General features: G+C 50.8%; 15 protein-coding genes, 6 tRNA genes and 1 other RNA gene. 11 read left to right on the top strand and 11 right to left on the bottom strand.

Annotated features, from left to right (window positions below; all coding sequences use genetic code 11):
* The first annotated feature begins 10 nt into the window (after positions 1–10).
* From zipA to D9742_RS18735, 3 genes are all read left to right on the top strand, one after another.
* Entirely contained in the window at positions 11–991 is a 981-nt protein-coding gene (gene zipA, locus D9742_RS18745; RefSeq protein ID WP_130237855.1) for a cell division protein ZipA, read from the top strand.
* Positions 992–1,061: 70 nt separating this feature from the next.
* Positions 1,062–3,077 carry an NAD-dependent DNA ligase LigA gene (gene ligA, locus D9742_RS18740; RefSeq protein WP_130237854.1) on the top strand — a complete coding sequence of 672 codons (2,016 nt, stop codon included), beginning with the start codon at positions 1,062–1,064 and terminating at the stop codon, positions 3,075–3,077.
* Between the two features lies 1 nt (position 3,078).
* Positions 3,079–3,297, top strand: a complete 219-nt coding sequence (locus D9742_RS18735; RefSeq protein ID WP_111948453.1) for a DUF3820 family protein — start codon at positions 3,079–3,081, stop codon at positions 3,295–3,297.
* Here D9742_RS18735 and D9742_RS18730 read toward each other — a convergent pair.
* The 6 genes from D9742_RS18730 to D9742_RS18705 all read right to left on the bottom strand — a co-directional run bounded on the left by D9742_RS18730 (position 3,294) and on the right by D9742_RS18705 (position 5,022).
* A complete protein-coding gene (locus D9742_RS18730; protein ID WP_130237853.1) occupies positions 3,294–4,292 on the bottom strand; it encodes a bile acid:sodium symporter family protein in 999 nt (332 codons plus the stop codon). The genes D9742_RS18735 and D9742_RS18730 overlap by 4 nt on opposite strands.
* Before the next feature lie 176 nt (positions 4,293–4,468).
* Positions 4,469–4,600: non-coding RNA, RtT sRNA (locus D9742_RS18725), on the bottom strand.
* Between the two features lie 24 nt (positions 4,601–4,624).
* A tRNA-Lys gene (locus D9742_RS18720) sits at positions 4,625–4,700 on the bottom strand.
* A gap of 4 nt (positions 4,701–4,704) precedes the next feature.
* Positions 4,705–4,780 (bottom strand) — tRNA-Val (locus D9742_RS18715).
* 46 nt (positions 4,781–4,826) lie between these two features.
* A tRNA-Val gene (locus D9742_RS18710) sits at positions 4,827–4,902 on the bottom strand.
* A 44-nt stretch (positions 4,903–4,946) separates the two neighbouring features.
* A tRNA-Val gene (locus D9742_RS18705) sits at positions 4,947–5,022 on the bottom strand.
* Positions 5,023–5,280: 258 nt separating this feature from the next.
* On the opposite strand from D9742_RS18705, the gene gltX reads away from it, so the two are divergent.
* Entirely contained in the window at positions 5,281–6,696 is a 1,416-nt protein-coding gene (gene gltX / locus D9742_RS18700; protein WP_130237852.1) for a glutamate--tRNA ligase, read from the top strand.
* 53 nt (positions 6,697–6,749) lie between these two features.
* Here gltX and D9742_RS18695 read toward each other — a convergent pair whose 3' ends face one another.
* The gene (locus D9742_RS18695; protein ID WP_130237851.1) at positions 6,750–7,142 is read right to left on the bottom strand and encodes a YfeC-like transcriptional regulator; all 393 of its coding nucleotides are present in this window, start codon (positions 7,140–7,142) and stop codon (positions 6,750–6,752) included.
* A gap of 1 nt (position 7,143) precedes the next feature.
* Entirely contained in the window at positions 7,144–7,503 is a 360-nt protein-coding gene (locus tag D9742_RS18690; protein ID WP_130237850.1) for a YfeC-like transcriptional regulator, read from the bottom strand.
* A gap of 220 nt (positions 7,504–7,723) precedes the next feature.
* Between D9742_RS18690 and D9742_RS18685 the strand changes: the two genes are divergently transcribed.
* The 3 genes from D9742_RS18685 to D9742_RS18675 all read left to right on the top strand — a co-directional run bounded on the left by D9742_RS18685 (position 7,724) and on the right by D9742_RS18675 (position 10,312).
* Positions 7,724–7,799 (top strand) — tRNA-Ala (locus D9742_RS18685).
* 39 nt (positions 7,800–7,838) lie between these two features.
* A tRNA-Ala gene (locus D9742_RS18680) sits at positions 7,839–7,914 on the top strand.
* Between the two features lie 208 nt (positions 7,915–8,122).
* On the top strand, positions 8,123–10,312 hold the full coding sequence (locus tag D9742_RS18675; RefSeq protein WP_130237849.1) for a sensor domain-containing phosphodiesterase: 2,190 nt from the start codon (positions 8,123–8,125) through the stop codon (positions 10,310–10,312).
* Between the two features lie 49 nt (positions 10,313–10,361).
* Here D9742_RS18675 and nupC read toward each other — a convergent pair whose 3' ends face one another.
* The gene (nupC, locus tag D9742_RS18670) at positions 10,362–11,564 is read right to left on the bottom strand and encodes a nucleoside permease NupC (protein ID WP_064526382.1); all 1,203 of its coding nucleotides are present in this window, start codon (positions 11,562–11,564) and stop codon (positions 10,362–10,364) included.
* A 335-nt stretch (positions 11,565–11,899) separates the two neighbouring features.
* Here nupC and D9742_RS18665 point away from each other — a divergent pair, with 335 nt between their 5' ends.
* Complete coding sequence (locus tag D9742_RS18665; protein ID WP_130216878.1) at positions 11,900–13,138, top strand: Nramp family divalent metal transporter; 1,239 nt, start codon at positions 11,900–11,902, stop codon at positions 13,136–13,138.
* A gap of 117 nt (positions 13,139–13,255) precedes the next feature.
* Here the strand turns inward: D9742_RS18665 and ypeC are convergent, their stop codons facing one another.
* Together ypeC and D9742_RS18655 are read right to left on the bottom strand one after the other, a co-directional pair.
* A complete protein-coding gene (ypeC, locus tag D9742_RS18660; RefSeq protein ID WP_130237848.1) occupies positions 13,256–13,582 on the bottom strand; it encodes a DUF2502 domain-containing protein YpeC in 327 nt (108 codons plus the stop codon).
* A gap of 114 nt (positions 13,583–13,696) precedes the next feature.
* Positions 13,697–14,953, bottom strand: a complete 1,257-nt coding sequence (locus tag D9742_RS18655; RefSeq protein WP_130237847.1) for an ion channel protein — start codon at positions 14,951–14,953, stop codon at positions 13,697–13,699.
* 204 nt (positions 14,954–15,157) lie between these two features.
* On the opposite strand from D9742_RS18655, the gene glk reads away from it, so the two are divergent.
* From glk to D9742_RS18640, 3 genes are all read left to right on the top strand, one after another.
* A complete protein-coding gene (gene glk, locus D9742_RS18650; protein ID WP_130237846.1) occupies positions 15,158–16,123 on the top strand; it encodes a glucokinase in 966 nt (321 codons plus the stop codon).
* 219 nt (positions 16,124–16,342) lie between these two features.
* Positions 16,343–16,669, top strand: a complete 327-nt coding sequence (locus D9742_RS18645) for a PTS fructose transporter subunit IIB (RefSeq protein WP_130237845.1) — start codon at positions 16,343–16,345, stop codon at positions 16,667–16,669.
* A gap of 21 nt (positions 16,670–16,690) precedes the next feature.
* Complete coding sequence (locus D9742_RS18640; protein ID WP_130237844.1) at positions 16,691–17,938, top strand: PTS fructose transporter subunit IIC; 1,248 nt, start codon at positions 16,691–16,693, stop codon at positions 17,936–17,938.
* The last annotated feature ends 10 nt before the right edge of the window (positions 17,939–17,948 follow it).

The raw sequence follows: 17,948 nt of genomic DNA, 5'->3' as shown, positions 1-17,948 counted from the left end.
AGAGAATATAATGATGCAGGATTTGCGTCTGATATTAATCATTGTTGGCGCGATCGCCATAATCGCTTTACTGGTACATGGTTTCTGGACCAGCCGTAAAGAACGATCTTCTATGTTTCGCGATCGGCCACTAAAACGAATGAAGTCAAAACGTGACGACGATTCTTATGACGAGGATGTCGAAGATGATGAGGGCGTTGGTGAGGTTCGTGTTCACCGCGTAAATCATGCCCCGGCTAACGCCCAGGAGCATGAGGCTGCTCGTCCGTCGCCGCAACACCAGTACCAACCGCCTTATGCGTCTGCGCAACCGCGTCAACCGGTCCAGCAGCCGCCTGAAGCGCAGGTACCGCCGCAACATGCTCCGCATTCAGCGCAGCCTGTTCAGCAACCGCAGCCAGTGCAACAACCGCAGCCAGTACAGCAGCCGGCTTACCCGCCGCAGCCTGAACAGCCGGTTGCTTCGCAGGTGCCTACAGCTCCGCAGCCGGCTTTCCAGACCGCGGAACCTGTAGCGGCACCGCAGCCTGAACCGGTAGCTGAACCAGCGCCTGTGGTGGATAAGCCGAAGCGCAAAGAAGCGGTGATCATCATGAACGTCGCGGCGCATCACGGTAGCGAGCTGAACGGTGAACTGCTTCTTAATAGCATTCAGCAGGCGGGCTTTATCTTTGGCGATATGAATATTTATCATCGCCATCTTAGCCCGGATGGCAGCGGCCCGGCGTTATTCAGCCTGGCGAATATGGTGAAACCGGGAACCTTTGATCCTGAAATGAAGGATTTCACAACGCCGGGTGTCACCATCTTCATGCAGGTGCCGTCTTACGGTGATGAACTGCAAAACTTCAAACTGATGCTGCAATCCGCGCAGCATATTGCCGATGAAGTTGGCGGCGTAGTGCTTGACGATCAGCGCCGTATGATGACTCCGCAGAAACTGCGCGAGTATCAGGACATCATCCGCGAAGTCAAAGACGCCAACGCCTGATACACTTGAGGCAAATTAACTTCTTTTCGAACCCCCGCTTGTCGGGGGTTTTTAGCATTGATGGTGCGATATGGAATCAATCGAACAACAACTGACAGAACTGCGAACGACGCTTCGCCACCATGAATATCTTTATCATGTGATGGATGCGCCGGAAATTCCCGACGCTGAATACGACAGGCTGATGCGCGAGTTGCGTGAGCTGGAAGCCAAACATCCAGAGCTGATTACCCCTGATTCACCTACCCAACGTGTAGGTGCTGCGCCGCTGGCAGCCTTTAGCCAGATCCGTCATGAAGTGCCAATGCTATCGCTGGATAACGTATTTGATGAAGAGAGTTTTCTCGCCTTCAACAAACGCGTACAGGATCGTCTGAAAAGCAACGAAAAATTAACCTGGTGCTGCGAGTTAAAGCTCGATGGGCTTGCCGTCAGCATTCTGTATGAGAATGGTGTTCTGGTAAGCGCGGCGACCCGTGGCGATGGCACCACTGGGGAAGATATCACGTCGAACGTGCGTACCATTCGCGCCATTCCGTTGAAACTGCGTGGTGAGAATATTCCAGCACGTCTGGAAGTGCGTGGTGAAGTGTTCCTGCCGCAGGCGGGCTTTGAGAAGATTAACGAAGAGGCGCGACGCACGGGCGGTAAAGTGTTTGCTAACCCACGTAATGCGGCGGCTGGTTCTCTGCGCCAGCTTGATCCGCGTATTACTGCGAAGCGACCGCTTACTTTCTTCTGCTATGGCGTTGGCGTACTGGAAGGTGGCGAGCTGCCGGACACTCATCTGGGCCGTTTAATGCAGTTTAAAGCGTGGGGATTACCTGTCAGCGATCGAGTAACGCTTTGTGAATCAGCAGAAGACGTGCTGGCGTTTTACCACAAAGTGGAAGAAGACCGCCCGACGCTGGGCTTTGATATTGACGGCGTAGTCATTAAGGTCAACTCGCTGGCGCAGCAGGAGCAACTTGGCTTTGTTTCCCGCGCCCCTCGCTGGGCTGTTGCGTTTAAATTCCCGGCGCAGGAACAGATGACTTTTGTGCGCGATGTAGAGTTTCAGGTTGGGCGTACAGGTGCGATTACGCCCGTTGCGCGTCTGGAACCTGTCCATGTTGCAGGCGTGCTGGTGAGCAACGCCACACTGCATAACGCCGATGAAATTGAACGTCTCGGTTTACGTATTGGCGATAAAGTGGTGATTCGCCGCGCAGGTGACGTGATCCCACAAGTGGTTAACGTCGTGCTTTCTGAACGACCGGATGATACCCGTGCGGTAGAGTTCCCTACACACTGTCCGGTATGTGGTTCCGACGTCGAGCGTGTAGAAGGCGAAGCCGTAGCCCGCTGTACTGGTGGCCTGATTTGTGGTGCTCAACGTAAAGAGTCGCTGAAACACTTTGTTTCCCGTCGTGCGATGGACGTTGACGGCATGGGTGACAAAATTATCGACCAGCTGGTTGAAAAAGAATACGTCCACACTCCGGCAGACCTGTTCAAACTCACCGCAGGTAAACTTACCGGACTGGAGCGAATGGGGCCGAAATCGGCGCAAAACGTGGTTAACGCGCTGGAAAAATCGAAAGAAACTACCTTTGCCCGCTTCCTCTATGCACTTGGTATCCGTGAAGTCGGAGAGGCTACCGCAGCAGGTCTGGCGGCATATTTCGGCACGCTGGAAGCGCTTGAAGCCGCTTCGATTGAAGAGCTGCAAAAGGTGCCAGACGTTGGGATTGTGGTGGCATCTCACGTTCACAACTTCTTTGCCGAAGAAAGTAACCGCAATGTCATCAGCGAACTGCTGGCGGAAGGCGTTCACTGGCCTGCGCCGATCGTTATCAACGCGGAAGAGATCGACAGTCCGTTTGCTGGTAAAACCGTGGTGCTTACGGGCAGCTTAAGCCAGATGTCACGTGATGACGCTAAAGCTCGCCTGGTCGAGCTGGGCGCAAAAGTGGCGGGCAGCGTTTCGAAGAAAACCGATCTGGTGATTGCCGGTGAAGCGGCAGGCTCTAAACTGGCGAAAGCGCAGGAACTGGGCATTGAAGTCATCGACGAAGCTGAAATGCTGCGTTTACTGGGGAGCTGAGGTGGAGAAAGAGCAGCTGATTGAAATTGCCAATACGGTGATGCCGTTTGGCAAGTACAAAGGGCGTCGCTTAATCGACCTGCCGGAAGAGTATCTGCTGTGGTTTGCCCGCAAAGATGAGTTTCCGGCAGGCAAGCTTGGTGAGTTAATGCAAATCACGTTGCTGATTAAAACCGAGGGGCTGACGCAACTGGTCCAGCCCCTGAAGCGACCGCTTTAAACTTTTCCGGCGCTGCTTTCCTGCTGCGCCTGTAGTTGCTCGGTCTGGCGCTTATAACGACGCGCCAGCACCGCGCAGACCATCAGTTGGATCTGATGGAAAATCATCAACGGCAGTACCATCATACCGATCACCGATGTGGGGAACAGAATGTTCGCCATCGGAATACCATTCGCCAGACTCTTTTTCGAGCCACAGAAGACGATAGTGATTTCATCCGCCTTATTGAAACCCAGTCGACGCGCCATAAAGACGTTAATCACAATCACAATAGCCAGCAATACGCAGCTAACTACCACAATAAACAGCAGCGAACCCCAACCGACTTTGTGCCAGATTCCGTTAACGACGGCTTCGCTGAATGCCGTATAAACGACCAAAAGAATGGATGTCTGGTCGGTTTTCGCTATCCACTTTTTATTGCGTGCTACCCAGTTACCAATCCACGGGCGAGAAAGATGTCCCAGCACGAACGGCAGCAGTAGTTGCAACATAATCTTACCGACCTGTTCCAGACTGCCTTCTGCACCGTGGATATTCATGACCAAACCAACCAGCAACGGCGAAAGGAAAATCCCCAGCAGGCTGGATGCCGACGCAGAACAAACCGCCGCCGCGACATTACCGCCCGCCATTGAAGTAAAGGCGATTGCAGACTGCACGGTAGCCGGGAGAATGCACAAATAGAGAAAGCCGGAATAGAGCATCGGATCGACATTTACCGGTTTCCACCAGGCAAACAGTACGCCCAGAATCGGAAATAGTACGAAGGTGCTACACATTACCCACAAATGTAACCGCCAGTGGCTACCGCCAGCGATTATCGCCTCACGCGACAGCTTCGCGCCGTGCATAAAGAACAACAGCGCAATAGCTGCCGTGGTCAGATTTTCAAAGAAGGGGACATAACCGCCTCTGGCCGGAAAGAAAGAAGCCAGCAAGACCACCGTGATTAGGGTTAAGGTGAAAGGATCGAGGATACGAAAAAGTTTCATAAAGACTCCAGATGACCGATGCTTTCATTGTGCGTTGTTCTGATTGATAAATAAAACTGAATTGCTTATCAATTTGTGCGTGGTAATGGGAAATTATTGGCTCAGGCGGCAGTAAAGACTTTGTCGGGGGGGGAGTGTAGATAGCAAAAAAGCGCCTTTAGGGCGCCTTTTTACATTGGTGGGTCGTGCAGGATGACTCGCTTCGCTCGCCCTTCGGGTCGTCGCCGCAAGCGGCTCCGTTGTTTCGCTACGCTCAACTCGAACCTGCTGCAGGTTCGAATTTTTGAATATCGCAGATAGCAAAAAAGCGCCTTTAGGGCGCTTTTTTACATTGGTGGGTCGTGCAGGATTCGAACCTGCGACCAATTGATTAAAAGTCAACTGCTCTACCAACTGAGCTAACGACCCGAAGTGGTGGGTGATGACGGGATCGAACCGCCGACCCCCTCCTTGTAAGGGAGGTGCTCTCCCAGCTGAGCTAATCACCCACTTCGGTACTTCACATTGTTACAAGAAATTTAGCTGGCGAGAAAGTGGTGGGTGATGACGGGATCGAACCGCCGACCCCCTCCTTGTAAGGGAGGTGCTCTCCCAGCTGAGCTAATCACCCACTTCTCAATTTCTTGCTACACGGCGGAGACTACATAAAGTAGTTGGTGGGTGATGACGGGATCGAACCGCCGACCCCCTCCTTGTAAGGGAGGTGCTCTCCCAGCTGAGCTAATCACCCCCGCTGTGTGGAGTCGCATTATAGGGAGAGTTCAAAATGAGTCAACGCATTTTCTAAAGAAATTGTTCGTTCGTCGTAAATTTAAGCAAGATGATCGCAAAACAGGCCGTGCTGCGCAATTTCTCAACGAAAACAATAATGCATCATGTAGCAACCCGAACTACATTGAGGAATCAGGCGGGAGTGATAGAATATCGCCCACTCAATTTTTCCAGGATTTGCCGGTTGTCGGCATCTTTCTAAACGTAAGGCCATTTCATGAAAATCAAAACTCGCTTCGCGCCAAGCCCAACAGGCTATCTGCACGTTGGCGGCGCGCGTACTGCTCTTTACTCCTGGCTTTTTGCACGTAACCACGGCGGTGAGTTCGTGCTGCGTATTGAAGACACCGATCTTGAGCGTTCCACGCCGGAAGCTATCGAAGCCATTATGGATGGCATGAACTGGCTGAGTCTGGAGTGGGATGAAGGCCCGTACTTCCAGACCAAACGTTTTGATCGCTACAATGCGGTGATCGATCAGATGCTGGAAGAGGGCACTGCCTATAAATGCTATTGCTCTAAAGAGCGTTTAGAAGCGCTGCGTGAAGAGCAGATGGCAAAAGGAGAGAAGCCGCGTTATGACGGCCGCTGCCGCCATAGCCATGAACATCACGCTGATGATGAACCGTGCGTTGTACGTTTTGCTAACCCGCAGGAAGGCTCCGTTGTTTTTGACGATCAGATCCGTGGTCCGATCGAGTTCAGCAACCAGGAGCTGGATGATCTGATTATCCGCCGTACCGATGGTTCTCCGACCTATAACTTCTGTGTGGTTGTCGACGACTGGGATATGGAAATTACTCACGTCATCCGTGGTGAAGACCATATCAACAACACGCCGCGCCAGATCAACATCCTGAAAGCGCTGAACGCGCCCGTACCGGTTTACGCGCACGTTTCTATGATCAACGGTGATGACGGTAAAAAATTGTCCAAACGTCACGGTGCAGTCAGCGTAATGCAGTATCGTGATGACGGTTATCTGCCAGAAGCACTGTTGAACTATCTGGTGCGTCTGGGCTGGTCCCACGGCGATCAGGAAATCTTCACCCGTGAAGAGATGATCAAGTACTTCACCCTGAATGCCGTCAGCAAATCTGCCAGTGCATTCAACACTGACAAACTGCTGTGGCTGAACCATCACTATATTAACGCGCTGCCGCCGGAGTATGTGGCTACCCACTTACAGTGGCACATCGAGCAGGAAAATATCGATACCCGTAACGGCCCGCAGCTTGCTGAGCTGGTGAAACTGCTGGGCGAACGCTGCAAAACGCTCAAAGAGATGGCGCAAAGCTGCCGCTATTTCTACGAAGATTTTGCGGAGTTTGATGCAGATGCAGCGAAAAAACATCTGCGCCCGGTAGCGCGTCAGCCGCTGGAGGTCGTGCGCGATAAACTGTCTGCTATCTCTGACTGGACCGCTGAAAATGTTCATCACGCGATTCAGGCAACGGCGGATGAACTGGAAGTGGGCATGGGTAAAGTTGGTATGCCGCTGCGTGTAGCCGTAACCGGTGCAGGGCAGTCCCCGGCACTGGATGTTACCGTTCATGCGATCGGTAAAACACGTAGCATTGAGCGCATCAACAAAGCGCTGGCCTTTATTGCTGAACGCGAAAACCAGCAGTAATTAGCATATAAAAAGATAAACGGCAGGAGATAATATCCTGCCGTTTTTTTTATTTATGCTGATTCGTCAATATCGAGACGGGTGAGGAAATTGCGAATTCCTTCACGTGACAAAAATTGCGCGACTTTTTCCTGCTCAATGTCAGTCATATTGTCTATCGCGTTGATGATTTGTCGATACGCCGGGGCGCGTGCTCCAGGAGCGTATTCAGCAATTCTCTCTTCAGCTTCCATCAACATTGGTGTGTTATGGAACGCAGGCGTATTCTGAATAAACTCGCAAACCTGCGAATCGACCAGAATAAGTCTGGCACGACCTCCTTTCACGCCGGGAAATTTTTCCGTTCTCCAGCCTTTTTCTCTGATCCAGCGGTTAACAGTTTGTTTAGCCACACCGAGGCATTCCGCCATCTCTTCGGTGGTCATTTTATTGCGTAATCTTTTCATATTATTTGCTGTCGCGAATCCCTAAGCGTTGTAATAATCCGATAATCCCTTCCCGCAGAAGCAAGGATGTAAACTGTTTTTGTTCAAGAGGCGTCATCTCTTTCGCCAGTGTCACCAGCAGTGCCTCAAGCGGCGTATCGCCAGACAGTTCAGGTGCTTCTCTCTGATCGTCATGGCGTTCTGCATTGCGAATATATTCACGAACTTGTTTATTGACGTGAATCAGTCGGGCCTTGCCACCCTGGACACCTGGTTTTGGTGATGTCGTCCAGCCTTGCTTGCGTACCCATTTATTAATGGTCTGGCGGCTATAACCGGTCAGCCTGGCAAGTTCATCTGGCGTCATCATCTCCTTGAACATAACAATTCCCTGAATGATTGCGGGTCTATTAGTGGTTCATTTTATAACACCACTTTACAAGAAACCGTGACAGGAATAACTACTGAATGCGAGCGACTATCCAAAATAGTTCATTTGCCTGATTTTTCAGCGATTGAAACTACGCCTTGCAATTTGCCGTTGACACATTCGGGCGGAATTCATATGATGCCGCCCGTCAACTCGACAAGCTTTACGTGATGGGGCTATAGCTCAGCTGGGAGAGCGCCTGCTTTGCACGCAGGAGGTCTGCGGTTCGATCCCGCATAGCTCCACCAAATTTTGCACCCAGCAAATTTGGTACGTAAACGACTCGTGGGGCTATAGCTCAGCTGGGAGAGCGCTTGCATGGCATGCAAGAGGTCAGCGGTTCGATCCCGCTTAGCTCCACCAAATTTCAAACCCTCGCTGCGAAGCGGGGGTTTTTTGTCTCTGCTTTTTGCCGCTTTTGTAATACAGTTTACGCCCCAGGTTAGTATCGCCTGGTGGAAAATTCATTGGATGAAATATCGGCAACAGGCCGGCCCCTGTTTGCTTCGCGATGCGAATAAACATATTATTTGTATGCCTTAAAACCCCGATCAGTGAGAGTAGTGTACTCATGTTTGTGGAGCATAACCTGATAAAAAATATCAAGATATTTACACTAGCGTTTACGCTCACCGTGGTACTTATTCAGCTATCCCGTTTTATCTCGCCACTTGCTGTTATCCATTCCAGCTATATCTTTCTGGCGTGGATGCCACTGTGCGTAATGCTATCAATATTCTTTATCTTCGGCTGGCGCGGTGTCGTTCCCGTTTTATGTGGAATGTTTTGCACCAATCTGTGGAATTTTCATCTCTCATTTTTGCAAACCGCCGTCATGCTTGGCAGCCAGACGTTCGCTGTACTGTGTGCATGTGCAATATTACGCTGGCAGTTGGGAACGCGTTGGCGCTATGGATTGACCACCCGAAACGTCTGGAAACGTCTCTTCTGGCTTGGTTTGGTGACGCCTTTCGGCATCAAATGCAGCATGTATCTTGTGGGGAGCTTCTTTGATTTCCCGCTAAAGATATCGACTTTTTTCGGTGATGCGGATGCCATTTTCACGGTCGTTGATTTACTAAGCCTTTTCACCGCCGTGTTGATTTACAACATGCTCTTTTACTATCTCACTCGCATGATTGTAAGTCCTCACTTTGCGCAGATATTGTGGCGCAGAGATATTGCACCGTCGCTGAGTAAAGAGAAACGTACATTTACCTTAAGTTGGCTGGCGGCTCTTAGCGTTCTGCTGCTGTTGATGTGCACACCTTATGAAAACGACTTTATCGCCGGTTACCTGGTACCTGTTTTCTTTATCATCTTTACCCTTGGTGTCGGTAAACTTAGCTATCCGTTTTTAAATCTTACCTGGGCTGTATCGACGCTTTTCCTCCTGAATTACAACCAGAATTTTTTACAAGGGGTGGAAACAGAATATTCGCTGGCATTTATTCTCGCGGTTCTGATTTCCTTTAGCGTTTGCTTGCTTTACATGGTACGCATTTATTATCGGAGCGAATGGCTTAACCGTCGCTGGCATTTGCAGGCGCTGACCGATCCGTTAACGCTATTACCCAACTTTCGTGCACTGGAGCAATCGCCGGAGCAAGAGGCTGGTAAGAGTTTTTGCTGTCTGCGCATTGATAATCTTGAGTTTATGAGTCGCCATTACGGGTTAGTGATGCGCGTTCATTGTATCCGCTCAATTTACCGTACATTGCTGCCGTTGATGCAGGAAAACGAAAAGTTGTATCAATTGCCGGGGAGCGAATTGTTACTGGTACTGACCGGGCCGGAAACGGAAGGGCGGTTACAGCATATGGTTAACGTTCTCAATAGTCGGCAAATCCACTGGAATAACACCGGGCTGGATATGGGCTATGGTGCTGCCTGGGGACGTTTTGACGGTAATCAGGATACCCTGCAGCCAATGCTGGGACAGTTAAGCTGGTTGGCAGAACAATCCTGCGTTCATCATCACGTGCTGGCGTTGGATAATCGAGAGGAGATTGTATCCGGGCAGACAACCAAACAGGTGTTGTTACTCAATACTATCCGTAAGGCGTTAGATAAGGGCGATTTGCTGCTCTATGCCCAACCAATTCGCAACAAGGATGGAGAAGGTTACGATGAAATCCTTGCGCGTCTGAAATACGAAGGCGGCATAATGACGCCTGATAAATTTTTGCCGCTTATTGCCCAATTTAACCTTAGCGCGCGATTCGATTTACAGGTGCTGGAATCCCTGTTGAAGTGGCTGGCAACTCACCCTTGCGACAAGAAAGGCCCGCGCTTTTCAGTCAATTTAATGCCGCTCACTCTGCTGCAAAAGAATATCGCCGGGCGGATTATTCGTCTGTTTAAGCGTTACCGCGTCTCCCCGGAGACTGTGATTATTGAGATCACCGAGGAGCAGGCGTTTTCTAACGCAGAAAGCAGTATGTACAACATCGAACAACTGCATAAGTTTGGCTTCCGTATTGCAATTGATGACTTTGGCACAGGCTATGCCAACTACGAACGGTTAAAGCGTTTGCAGGCTGATATCATCAAGATTGATGGCGTCTTCGTTAAGGATATCGTCACGAATACACTGGATGCGATGATAGTGAGATCAATTACCGATCTGGCGAAAGCGAAGTCATTGAGTGTGGTCGCAGAGTTTGTCGAGACGCAACAGCAGCAGGCGCTATTGCATAAGCTCGGGGTGCAATATCTGCAAGGGTATTTAATTGGTCGCCCACAGCCATTAGTTGATTAACAGGCGTAAAAATGCCGGGGAATTATCCCCGGCTTTTTTATGTATGGTCTTACAGTACCAGTGCTGCGATTGAAGCAGACAGCACACTCACCAGAGTAGAGCCGTAAACCAGTTTCAGACCGAAGCGAGAAACTACGTTACCTTGCTCTTCGTTCAGGCCCTTAACTGCACCCGCGATAATCCCGATAGAAGAGAAGTTAGCGAAGGATACCAGGAACACAGAGAGGATACCTTCAGCACGCGGAGAGAGCGTGGAAGCAATTTTCTGCAGGTCCATCATCGCAACGAACTCGTTGGAAACCAGTTTGGTCGCCATGATACTGCCCACTTGCAGTGCTTCACTGGAAGGAACACCCATCACCCATGCAATCGGATAGAAGATGTAGCCCAGAATGCCCTGGAAGGAGATGCTATAGCCAAACCAGCCGGTCACGGTAGCAAACAGAGCGTTCAGTGCTGCGATCAGGGCGATAAAGCCGATCAGCATCGCGGCAACGATAATGGCCACTTTGAAGCCCGCCAGAATGTATTCACCCAGCATTTCGAAGAAGCTCTGGCCTTCGTGCAGGTCGGACATCTGAATGTTTTCTTCGCTGGCATCAACACGGTAAGGGTTGATCAGCGACAGCACGATAAAGGTGCTGAACATGTTCAGTACCAGTGCAGCAACCACGTATTTCGGTTCCAGCATGGTCATGTATGCACCAACGATGGACATAGAAACGGTGGACATCGCCGTTGCTGCCATGGTGTACATACGATTACGGGAGATTTTGCCGAGGATATCTTTATAGGCAATAAAGTTCTCGGACTGACCCAGAATCAGGGAGCTGACAGCGTTAAAGGATTCCAGTTTGCCCATGCCGTTGACTTTGGAGAGCAGGAAACCAATTGCGCGGATAATCACCGGCAACACGCGAATGTGCTGGAGAATACCGATCAGCGCAGAGATAAAGACGATTGGGCACAGCACTTTCAGGAAGAAGAATGCCAGGCCTTGATCATTCATGCTACCAAAGACGAAGTTAGTCCCTTCGTTGGCAAATCCGAGCAGTTTTTCGAACATTTCGGAGAAGCCTTTCACGAAGCCCAGACCAACGTCGGAGTTCAGGAAGAACCACGCCAGTAACACTTCGATAACAAGCAGTTGAATAACATAACGGATACGAATTTTTTTGCGGTCGCTGCTTACCAGCAGTGCGAGAATCGCAACAACGGCAAGTGCCAGTACAAAATGAAGGACGCGGTCCATATTTGCTCCAAATATGAGGCAGGTTAAATTTCCGTGCACATTCTATGTAACATGGGTAAGGAAAACGAGATCTGACACACACTATAATGACGTCCTGTGACAAGCTTCAAAAATAGTGACCTGTCATACATTTCTGCTATGTTGTGTATGGAAGCTGAAAGTTATGTAAATGTGCTAACATTAAACATAATAATAACATTCAAATCATCAATCTTTTCGTAGTCATAATCCCGGTCTATCAGAGAAATCACCACAATCCATTTAAATGAATTTGATAATCATTCTCGTTTGACATAGCATGAAACATAGCAAAGGCTATGTTTTAGAGGCACAAGATGACGAACTATCGCGTTGAGAGTAGCAGCGGTCGGGCAGCGCGCAAGATGAGGCTCGCATTAATGGGACCTGCGTTCATTGCGGCGATTGGTTATATCGATCCCGGTAACTTTGCGACCAATATTCAGGCGGGCGCCAGCTTCGGCTATCAACTGCTGTGGGTGGTCGTCTGGGCCAACTTGATGGCGATGCTGATTCAGATCCTCTCGGCCAAACTCGGGATTGCCACGGGTAAAAACCTGGCGGAGCAGATTCGTGATCACTATCCGCGTCCCGTAGTGTGGTTCTATTGGGTCCAGGCGGAAATTATTGCGATGGCGACCGATCTGGCGGAATTTATTGGCGCAGCGATCGGTTTCAAACTCATTCTTGGGGTTTCTTTATTGCAGGGGGCGGTGCTGACAGGTATCGCTACTTTCCTGATTTTAATGCTGCAACGTCGCGGGCAAAAACCGCTGGAGAAAGTGATTGGTGGGCTTCTGTTGTTTGTCGCGGCGGCCTACATTGTTGAGCTGATTTTCTCCCAACCGAATCTGGTGCAGTTGAGCAAAGGTATGGCGATACCGAGTTTACCGACCTCGGAAGCGGTCTTCCTGGCGGCTGGCGTGTTAGGGGCGACGATTATGCCGCATGTGATTTATCTTCACTCTTCGCTCACCCAACATCTACACGGTGGTTCACGCCAGCAACGTTACTCTGCGACCAAATGGGATGTGGCGATTGCCATGACCATCGCTGGCTTTGTCAATCTGGCGATGATGGCAACGGCCGCCGCAGCGTTTCATTTTTCTGGTCATACTGGTGTTGCCGATCTTGATGAGGCTTACCTGACGCTGCAACCGCTGTTAAGCAATGCTGCGGCAACGGTTTTTGGTTTAAGTCTGGTGGCTGCAGGGCTTTCGTCAACGGTAGTGGGTACGTTAGCAGGGCAGGTGGTGATGCAGGGATTCATTCGCTTTCATATCCCGCTATGGGTACGCCGTACGGTAACCATGCTGCCGTCATTTATTGTCATTCTGATGGGGTTGGATCCGACACGGATTCTGGTTATGAGTCAGGTGCTGCTCAGTTTTGGTATTGCTCTGGCGCTGGTGCCGCTGCTGATTTTCACCAGTGATAGCAAGTTGATGGGCGATCTGGTGAATAGCAAATGGGTTAAACAAATCGGCTGGATGATTGTGGTGCTGGTGGTAACGCTGAATATCTGGTTGTTGGTGGGAACGGCGCTGGGGTTGTAGTTGAATGAGCGTCGCATTTGGCACCATTGGCGGATCCGCCCTACGTGTTAAATGGATCTGGTTTGTAGGCCTGATAAGATGCGTTAGCATCGCATCAGGCACCATTGGCGGACTCGTTTAATGGCGGTGCCCATGTCCACGGCCTTTACCGCGATGATCGTCACGGTCACGCCAGCCTTCGCGATAGCCACGCTCATACGCTTTACGCTTATCCCAGCCACGGTGATAGCCATTATCATGACGCCACCAGCGGTTTTTACGCCATTCATAATTACGGTGCCAGTAGTCACGATCGCGCCAGTGGCCACCGTCCCAGTAGTTACCATAATTATCGCGATCGCCAATTTGTAATTTAATTGATGGCAGTAAGGTAATTTCACCTGCGTTTGCTGCAAGCGGGGTAAATGCCATCAGGGCGGCCGCCAGAAACAGTGACCTGAACATTGTTATTCTCCTTCACGATCGAAGCCGTCAGCGGCCTGTTAACGCAATATTACGGGGAGGTAAAGCCCCGTTTCATCGCCATAACTCTTAAATCATAAGGGAGAGCATTTTTTGCTAAAGGTTATCGTGGGGTGGCTGTTGCTTTGGACGATTCACCATCATCATCGGTTTACCTGCCAGTAATAGCCATGCCGGAAGCATGACGATACACAGTAGCGGTAACAATGTGGAATTAGGTACAACAACCGCCGCCATAAACAAACTTAGCCAGCCATCGCGCGTTACCACCAGTACAAGGCCGAGAATAGCGCAGGAGACGGTAATGGCTGCCGGAACTGCGGGAACGTGCGCATGCAGCATCAACCCTAACGCTACGCCGACAAATACCGCCGGGAAGATTCGCCCGCCGCGAAACCCGCTGGCGGCGGCAATGACCAGGGCGGCAAGTTTGATTACCGCCAGCAAAAAGTAATCGCTGGTGCTGAAAGCCTGATTTGTCACCATCTGCTGCATCTCGTCCAGCCCTTTAAATAGCGAAACAGGCCCGCCAATAACACCCAGAATACCGAGAATAAACCCGCCAACTCCCAGCATGAGGACCGGATTTTTAATCAGATGCATCATCGCGTGCACCCGTGGGAAACACCACACTGCAACCATACCTGCCGCAATGGCGATCGCCGTCACAATTGCACCACTGATGATGTCTGCCAACTGCATCTGTCCGTAATGAGCAATGGGCAGCGAAAAATGAGGATGGAAAAACAATCCGGTGGTTAGCGCGCCAGCCGCCGCCGCCATTAACGGCGCAAAGAGACGATCCCAAAGAGGAACGTCATGGCTGCCATTTAAGGTTTGCGAAAAAATCAACGCCGCCGCAACAGGCGTGCCAAACAGAGCGCCGATGGTGCCCGCAGAGGCTAAAATAGTCCACTCCATCCGGTTCACTCGCGGTAACAGACGCGCGCCAATCGCCGCCGCGAGGGCGATATTTACGGTCATAATGGGATGTTCCGGCCCGAGACTGACGCCGCCAGCAAGACCGAGAATTAATGCTACGATCAGTCCTGGTAGCGCAGAGGGGGGAACTGGCGCGCCAATCAGCGCTTCACAGGCAGGATCTGGCCCCGCATGACCCCGGCTGAAACGGATGACTAGCCCTACAGCAGCCCCTGTCAGCGTTAAAATCCCGATGATCCAGAGCGGTGAATCCTGGGCTATCCCCAGACTTCCCGGCAGTCGTTGCCAGAGCAGATTCTGTAATACCGAGGCGATTTTCATTACCACCATCAGAATAAGACTGGACGCAATCCCAATTGCCACGGCGGGGAGCGATAATAACAACATGGTTCTGGCTCGCGGATGGAGCATGTTCTATTCCTTTATGCGGGTTCAGATATTTAGTTTGCCCAGCTTGCATAAAGACATCGCTGCAATTGGTGCTGAAACGATAAAGTAAATGTGTGACCCAGATCGATATTTACAGGGAGCCCGCCTTTACGGCGTTGTTGTTATGCCCCCATGAATTTACAGTGTGAGAAAGAATTATTTTGACTTTAGCGGAGCAGTTGAAGAATGACAAAGTATGCATTAGTCAGTGATGTGGGCGGCACCAACGCACGTCTTGCTCTGTGTGATATTGCCAGTGGTGAAATCTCGCAGGCTAAGACCTATTCAGGGCTTGATTACCCCAGCCTCGAAGCGGTCATTCGCGTTTATCTTGAAGAACATAAGGTCGAGGTGAAAGACGGCTGTATTGCCATCGCTTGCCCAATTACCGGTGACTGGGTGGCAATGACCAACCATACCTGGGCGTTCTCAATTGCCGAAATGAAAAAGAATCTCGGTTTTAGCCATCTGGAAATTATTAACGATTTTACCGCTGTATCGATGGCGATTCCGATGCTGAAAAAAGAGCATCTGATTCAGTTTGGTGGCACAGAGCCGATAGAAGGTAAGCCTATTGCGGTTTACGGTGCCGGAACGGGGCTTGGGGTTGCGCATCTGGTCCATGTCGATAAGCGTTGGGTAAGCTTGCCGGGCGAAGGCGGTCACGTTGATTTTGCGCCGAATAGTGAAGAAGAGGCCATTATCCTCGAAATATTGCGTGCGGAAATTGGTCATGTTTCGGCGGAACGCGTGCTTTCTGGCCCAGGACTGGTGAATTTGTATCGCGCAATTGTTAAAGCCGACAACCGCCTGCCAGAAAATCTCAAGCCAAAAGATATTACCGAACGCGCGCTGGCTGACAGCTGCACCGATTGCCGCCGTGCGTTGTCGCTGTTTTGCGTCATTATGGGCCGTTTTGGCGGCAATCTGGCGCTCAATCTCGGGACATTTGGCGGCGTGTTTATTGCGGGCGGTATCGTGCCGCGCTTCCTTGAGTTCTTTAAAGCCTCGGGATTCCGTGCCGCTTTTGAAGACAAAGGCCGCTTTAAAGATTATGTCCATGATATTCCGGTATATCTCATCGTCCATGACAATCCGGGCCTTCTCGGTTCCGGCGCGCATTTACGCCAGACCTTAGGCCACATTCTCTGATTCCTTCCTGTTAATACGGGAGGTTTTCCTCCCGTTTTCTTTTTTAATCAATTAGTTAAAAAACAAATCACTTTGTGTCTCCTCACAAGGCCGACCTGCGTCACACTTCCGCACTGCGGGATTAATTATCCAGTAAATGCATTATTTGTCTGGTAACGGCAATTTGTTTTGCACGTTCATAATTTCACTCGTCAACTATAAACGAACGAGGAAATAACGATGAGTAAGAAACTGATTGCCTTATGTGCCTGCCCGATGGGGCTGGCTCACACCTTTATGGCCGCCCAGGCGCTGGAAGAAGCGGCGGTAGAAGCTGGCTATGAAGTGAAAATTGAAACTCAGGGCGCGGATGGCATCCAGAACCGTCTGACGGCGCAGGATATTGCCGAAGCGACCATCATCATCCACTCCGTGGCAGTTACCCCGGAAGATAACGAACGTTTCGAATCTCGCGACGTTTATGAAATTACTTTGCAGGACGCAATTAAAAACGCTGCGGGCATCATCAAAGAAATCGAAGAGATGCTTGCCGCTGAACAACAGTAATATTCGACAGGGATAATTGTTATGGCCATTAAAAAACGCAGTGCAACCGTTGTGCCTGGCGCATCCGGTGCGGCAGCGGCAGTTAAGAATCCGCAGGCCTCTAAAACCAGCTTCTGGGGTGAACTTCCGCAGCATGTGATGTCAGGGATTTCACGCATGGTGCCGACCTTAATTATGGGCGGTGTGATCCTCGCTTTCAGCCAGCTGATTGCTTATAGCTGGCTTAAAATTCCTGCTGATATTGGCATCATGGATGCTCTTAATAGCGGGAAATTCTCCGGTTTCGACCTCTCCTTACTGAAATTTGCCTGGCTGTCACAGTCCTTCGGCGGCGTGTTGTTTGGTTTTGCCATTCCGATGTTTGCCGCTTTTGTGGCGAACTCTATCGGCGGCAAACTGGCGTTTCCGGCTGGTTTTATCGGCGGCTTGATGTCTACTCAGCCAACGCAACTGCTGAACTTCGATCCCAGCACCATGCAATGGGCGACTTCTTCACCAGTCCCGTCTACCTTCATTGGTGCGCTGATTATTTCTATCGTCGCGGGTTACCTTGTGAAGTGGATGAACCAGAAAATCCAGTTACCGGATTTCCTGTTAGCGTTCAAAACCACATTTTTGCTACCGATTCTTTCCGCTATTTTTGTCATGCTGGCGATGTACTACGTCATCACCCCATTTGGTGGCTGGATCAACGGCGGTATCCGTACCGTGCTGACTGCCGCAGGTGAGAAGGGCGCGCTGATGTACGCAATGGGGATCGCCGCGGCGACAGCAATCGACCTTGGTGGCCCGATCAACAAAGCCGCAGGTTTTGTTGCCTTCAGCTTTACCACTGACCACGTATTACCGGTCACCGCACGTTCTATCGCTATCGTTATTCCGCCGATTGGTCTGGGTCTGGCGACCATTATCGACCGTCGTTTAACCGGCAAACGCCTGTTCAACGCACAACTTTATCCGCAGGGTAAGACCGCGATGTTCCTTGCCTTTATGGGGATCAGTGAGGGTGCGATTCCGTTTGCACTGGAAAGCCCCATCACCGCCATTCCGTCCTATATGGTTGGCGCGATTGTCGGCTCAACCGCCGCTGTCTGGCTGGGCGCAGTGCAATGGTTCCCGGAATCCGCTATCTGGGCATGGCCGCTGGTCACTAACCTGGGCGTCTATATGGCGGGGATCGCGCTGGGAGCAGTCATTACTGCGCTGATGGTGGTGTTCCTGCGTCTGATGATGTTCCGTAAAGGCAAATTGTTAATCGATAGCCTGTAAGAAGGACAAT

This window comes from Escherichia sp. E1V33 (assembly GCF_004211955.1).
GTDB lineage: Bacteria > Pseudomonadota > Gammaproteobacteria > Enterobacterales > Enterobacteriaceae > Escherichia.
This window is presented reverse-complemented; position numbering and strand designations above follow the sequence as displayed.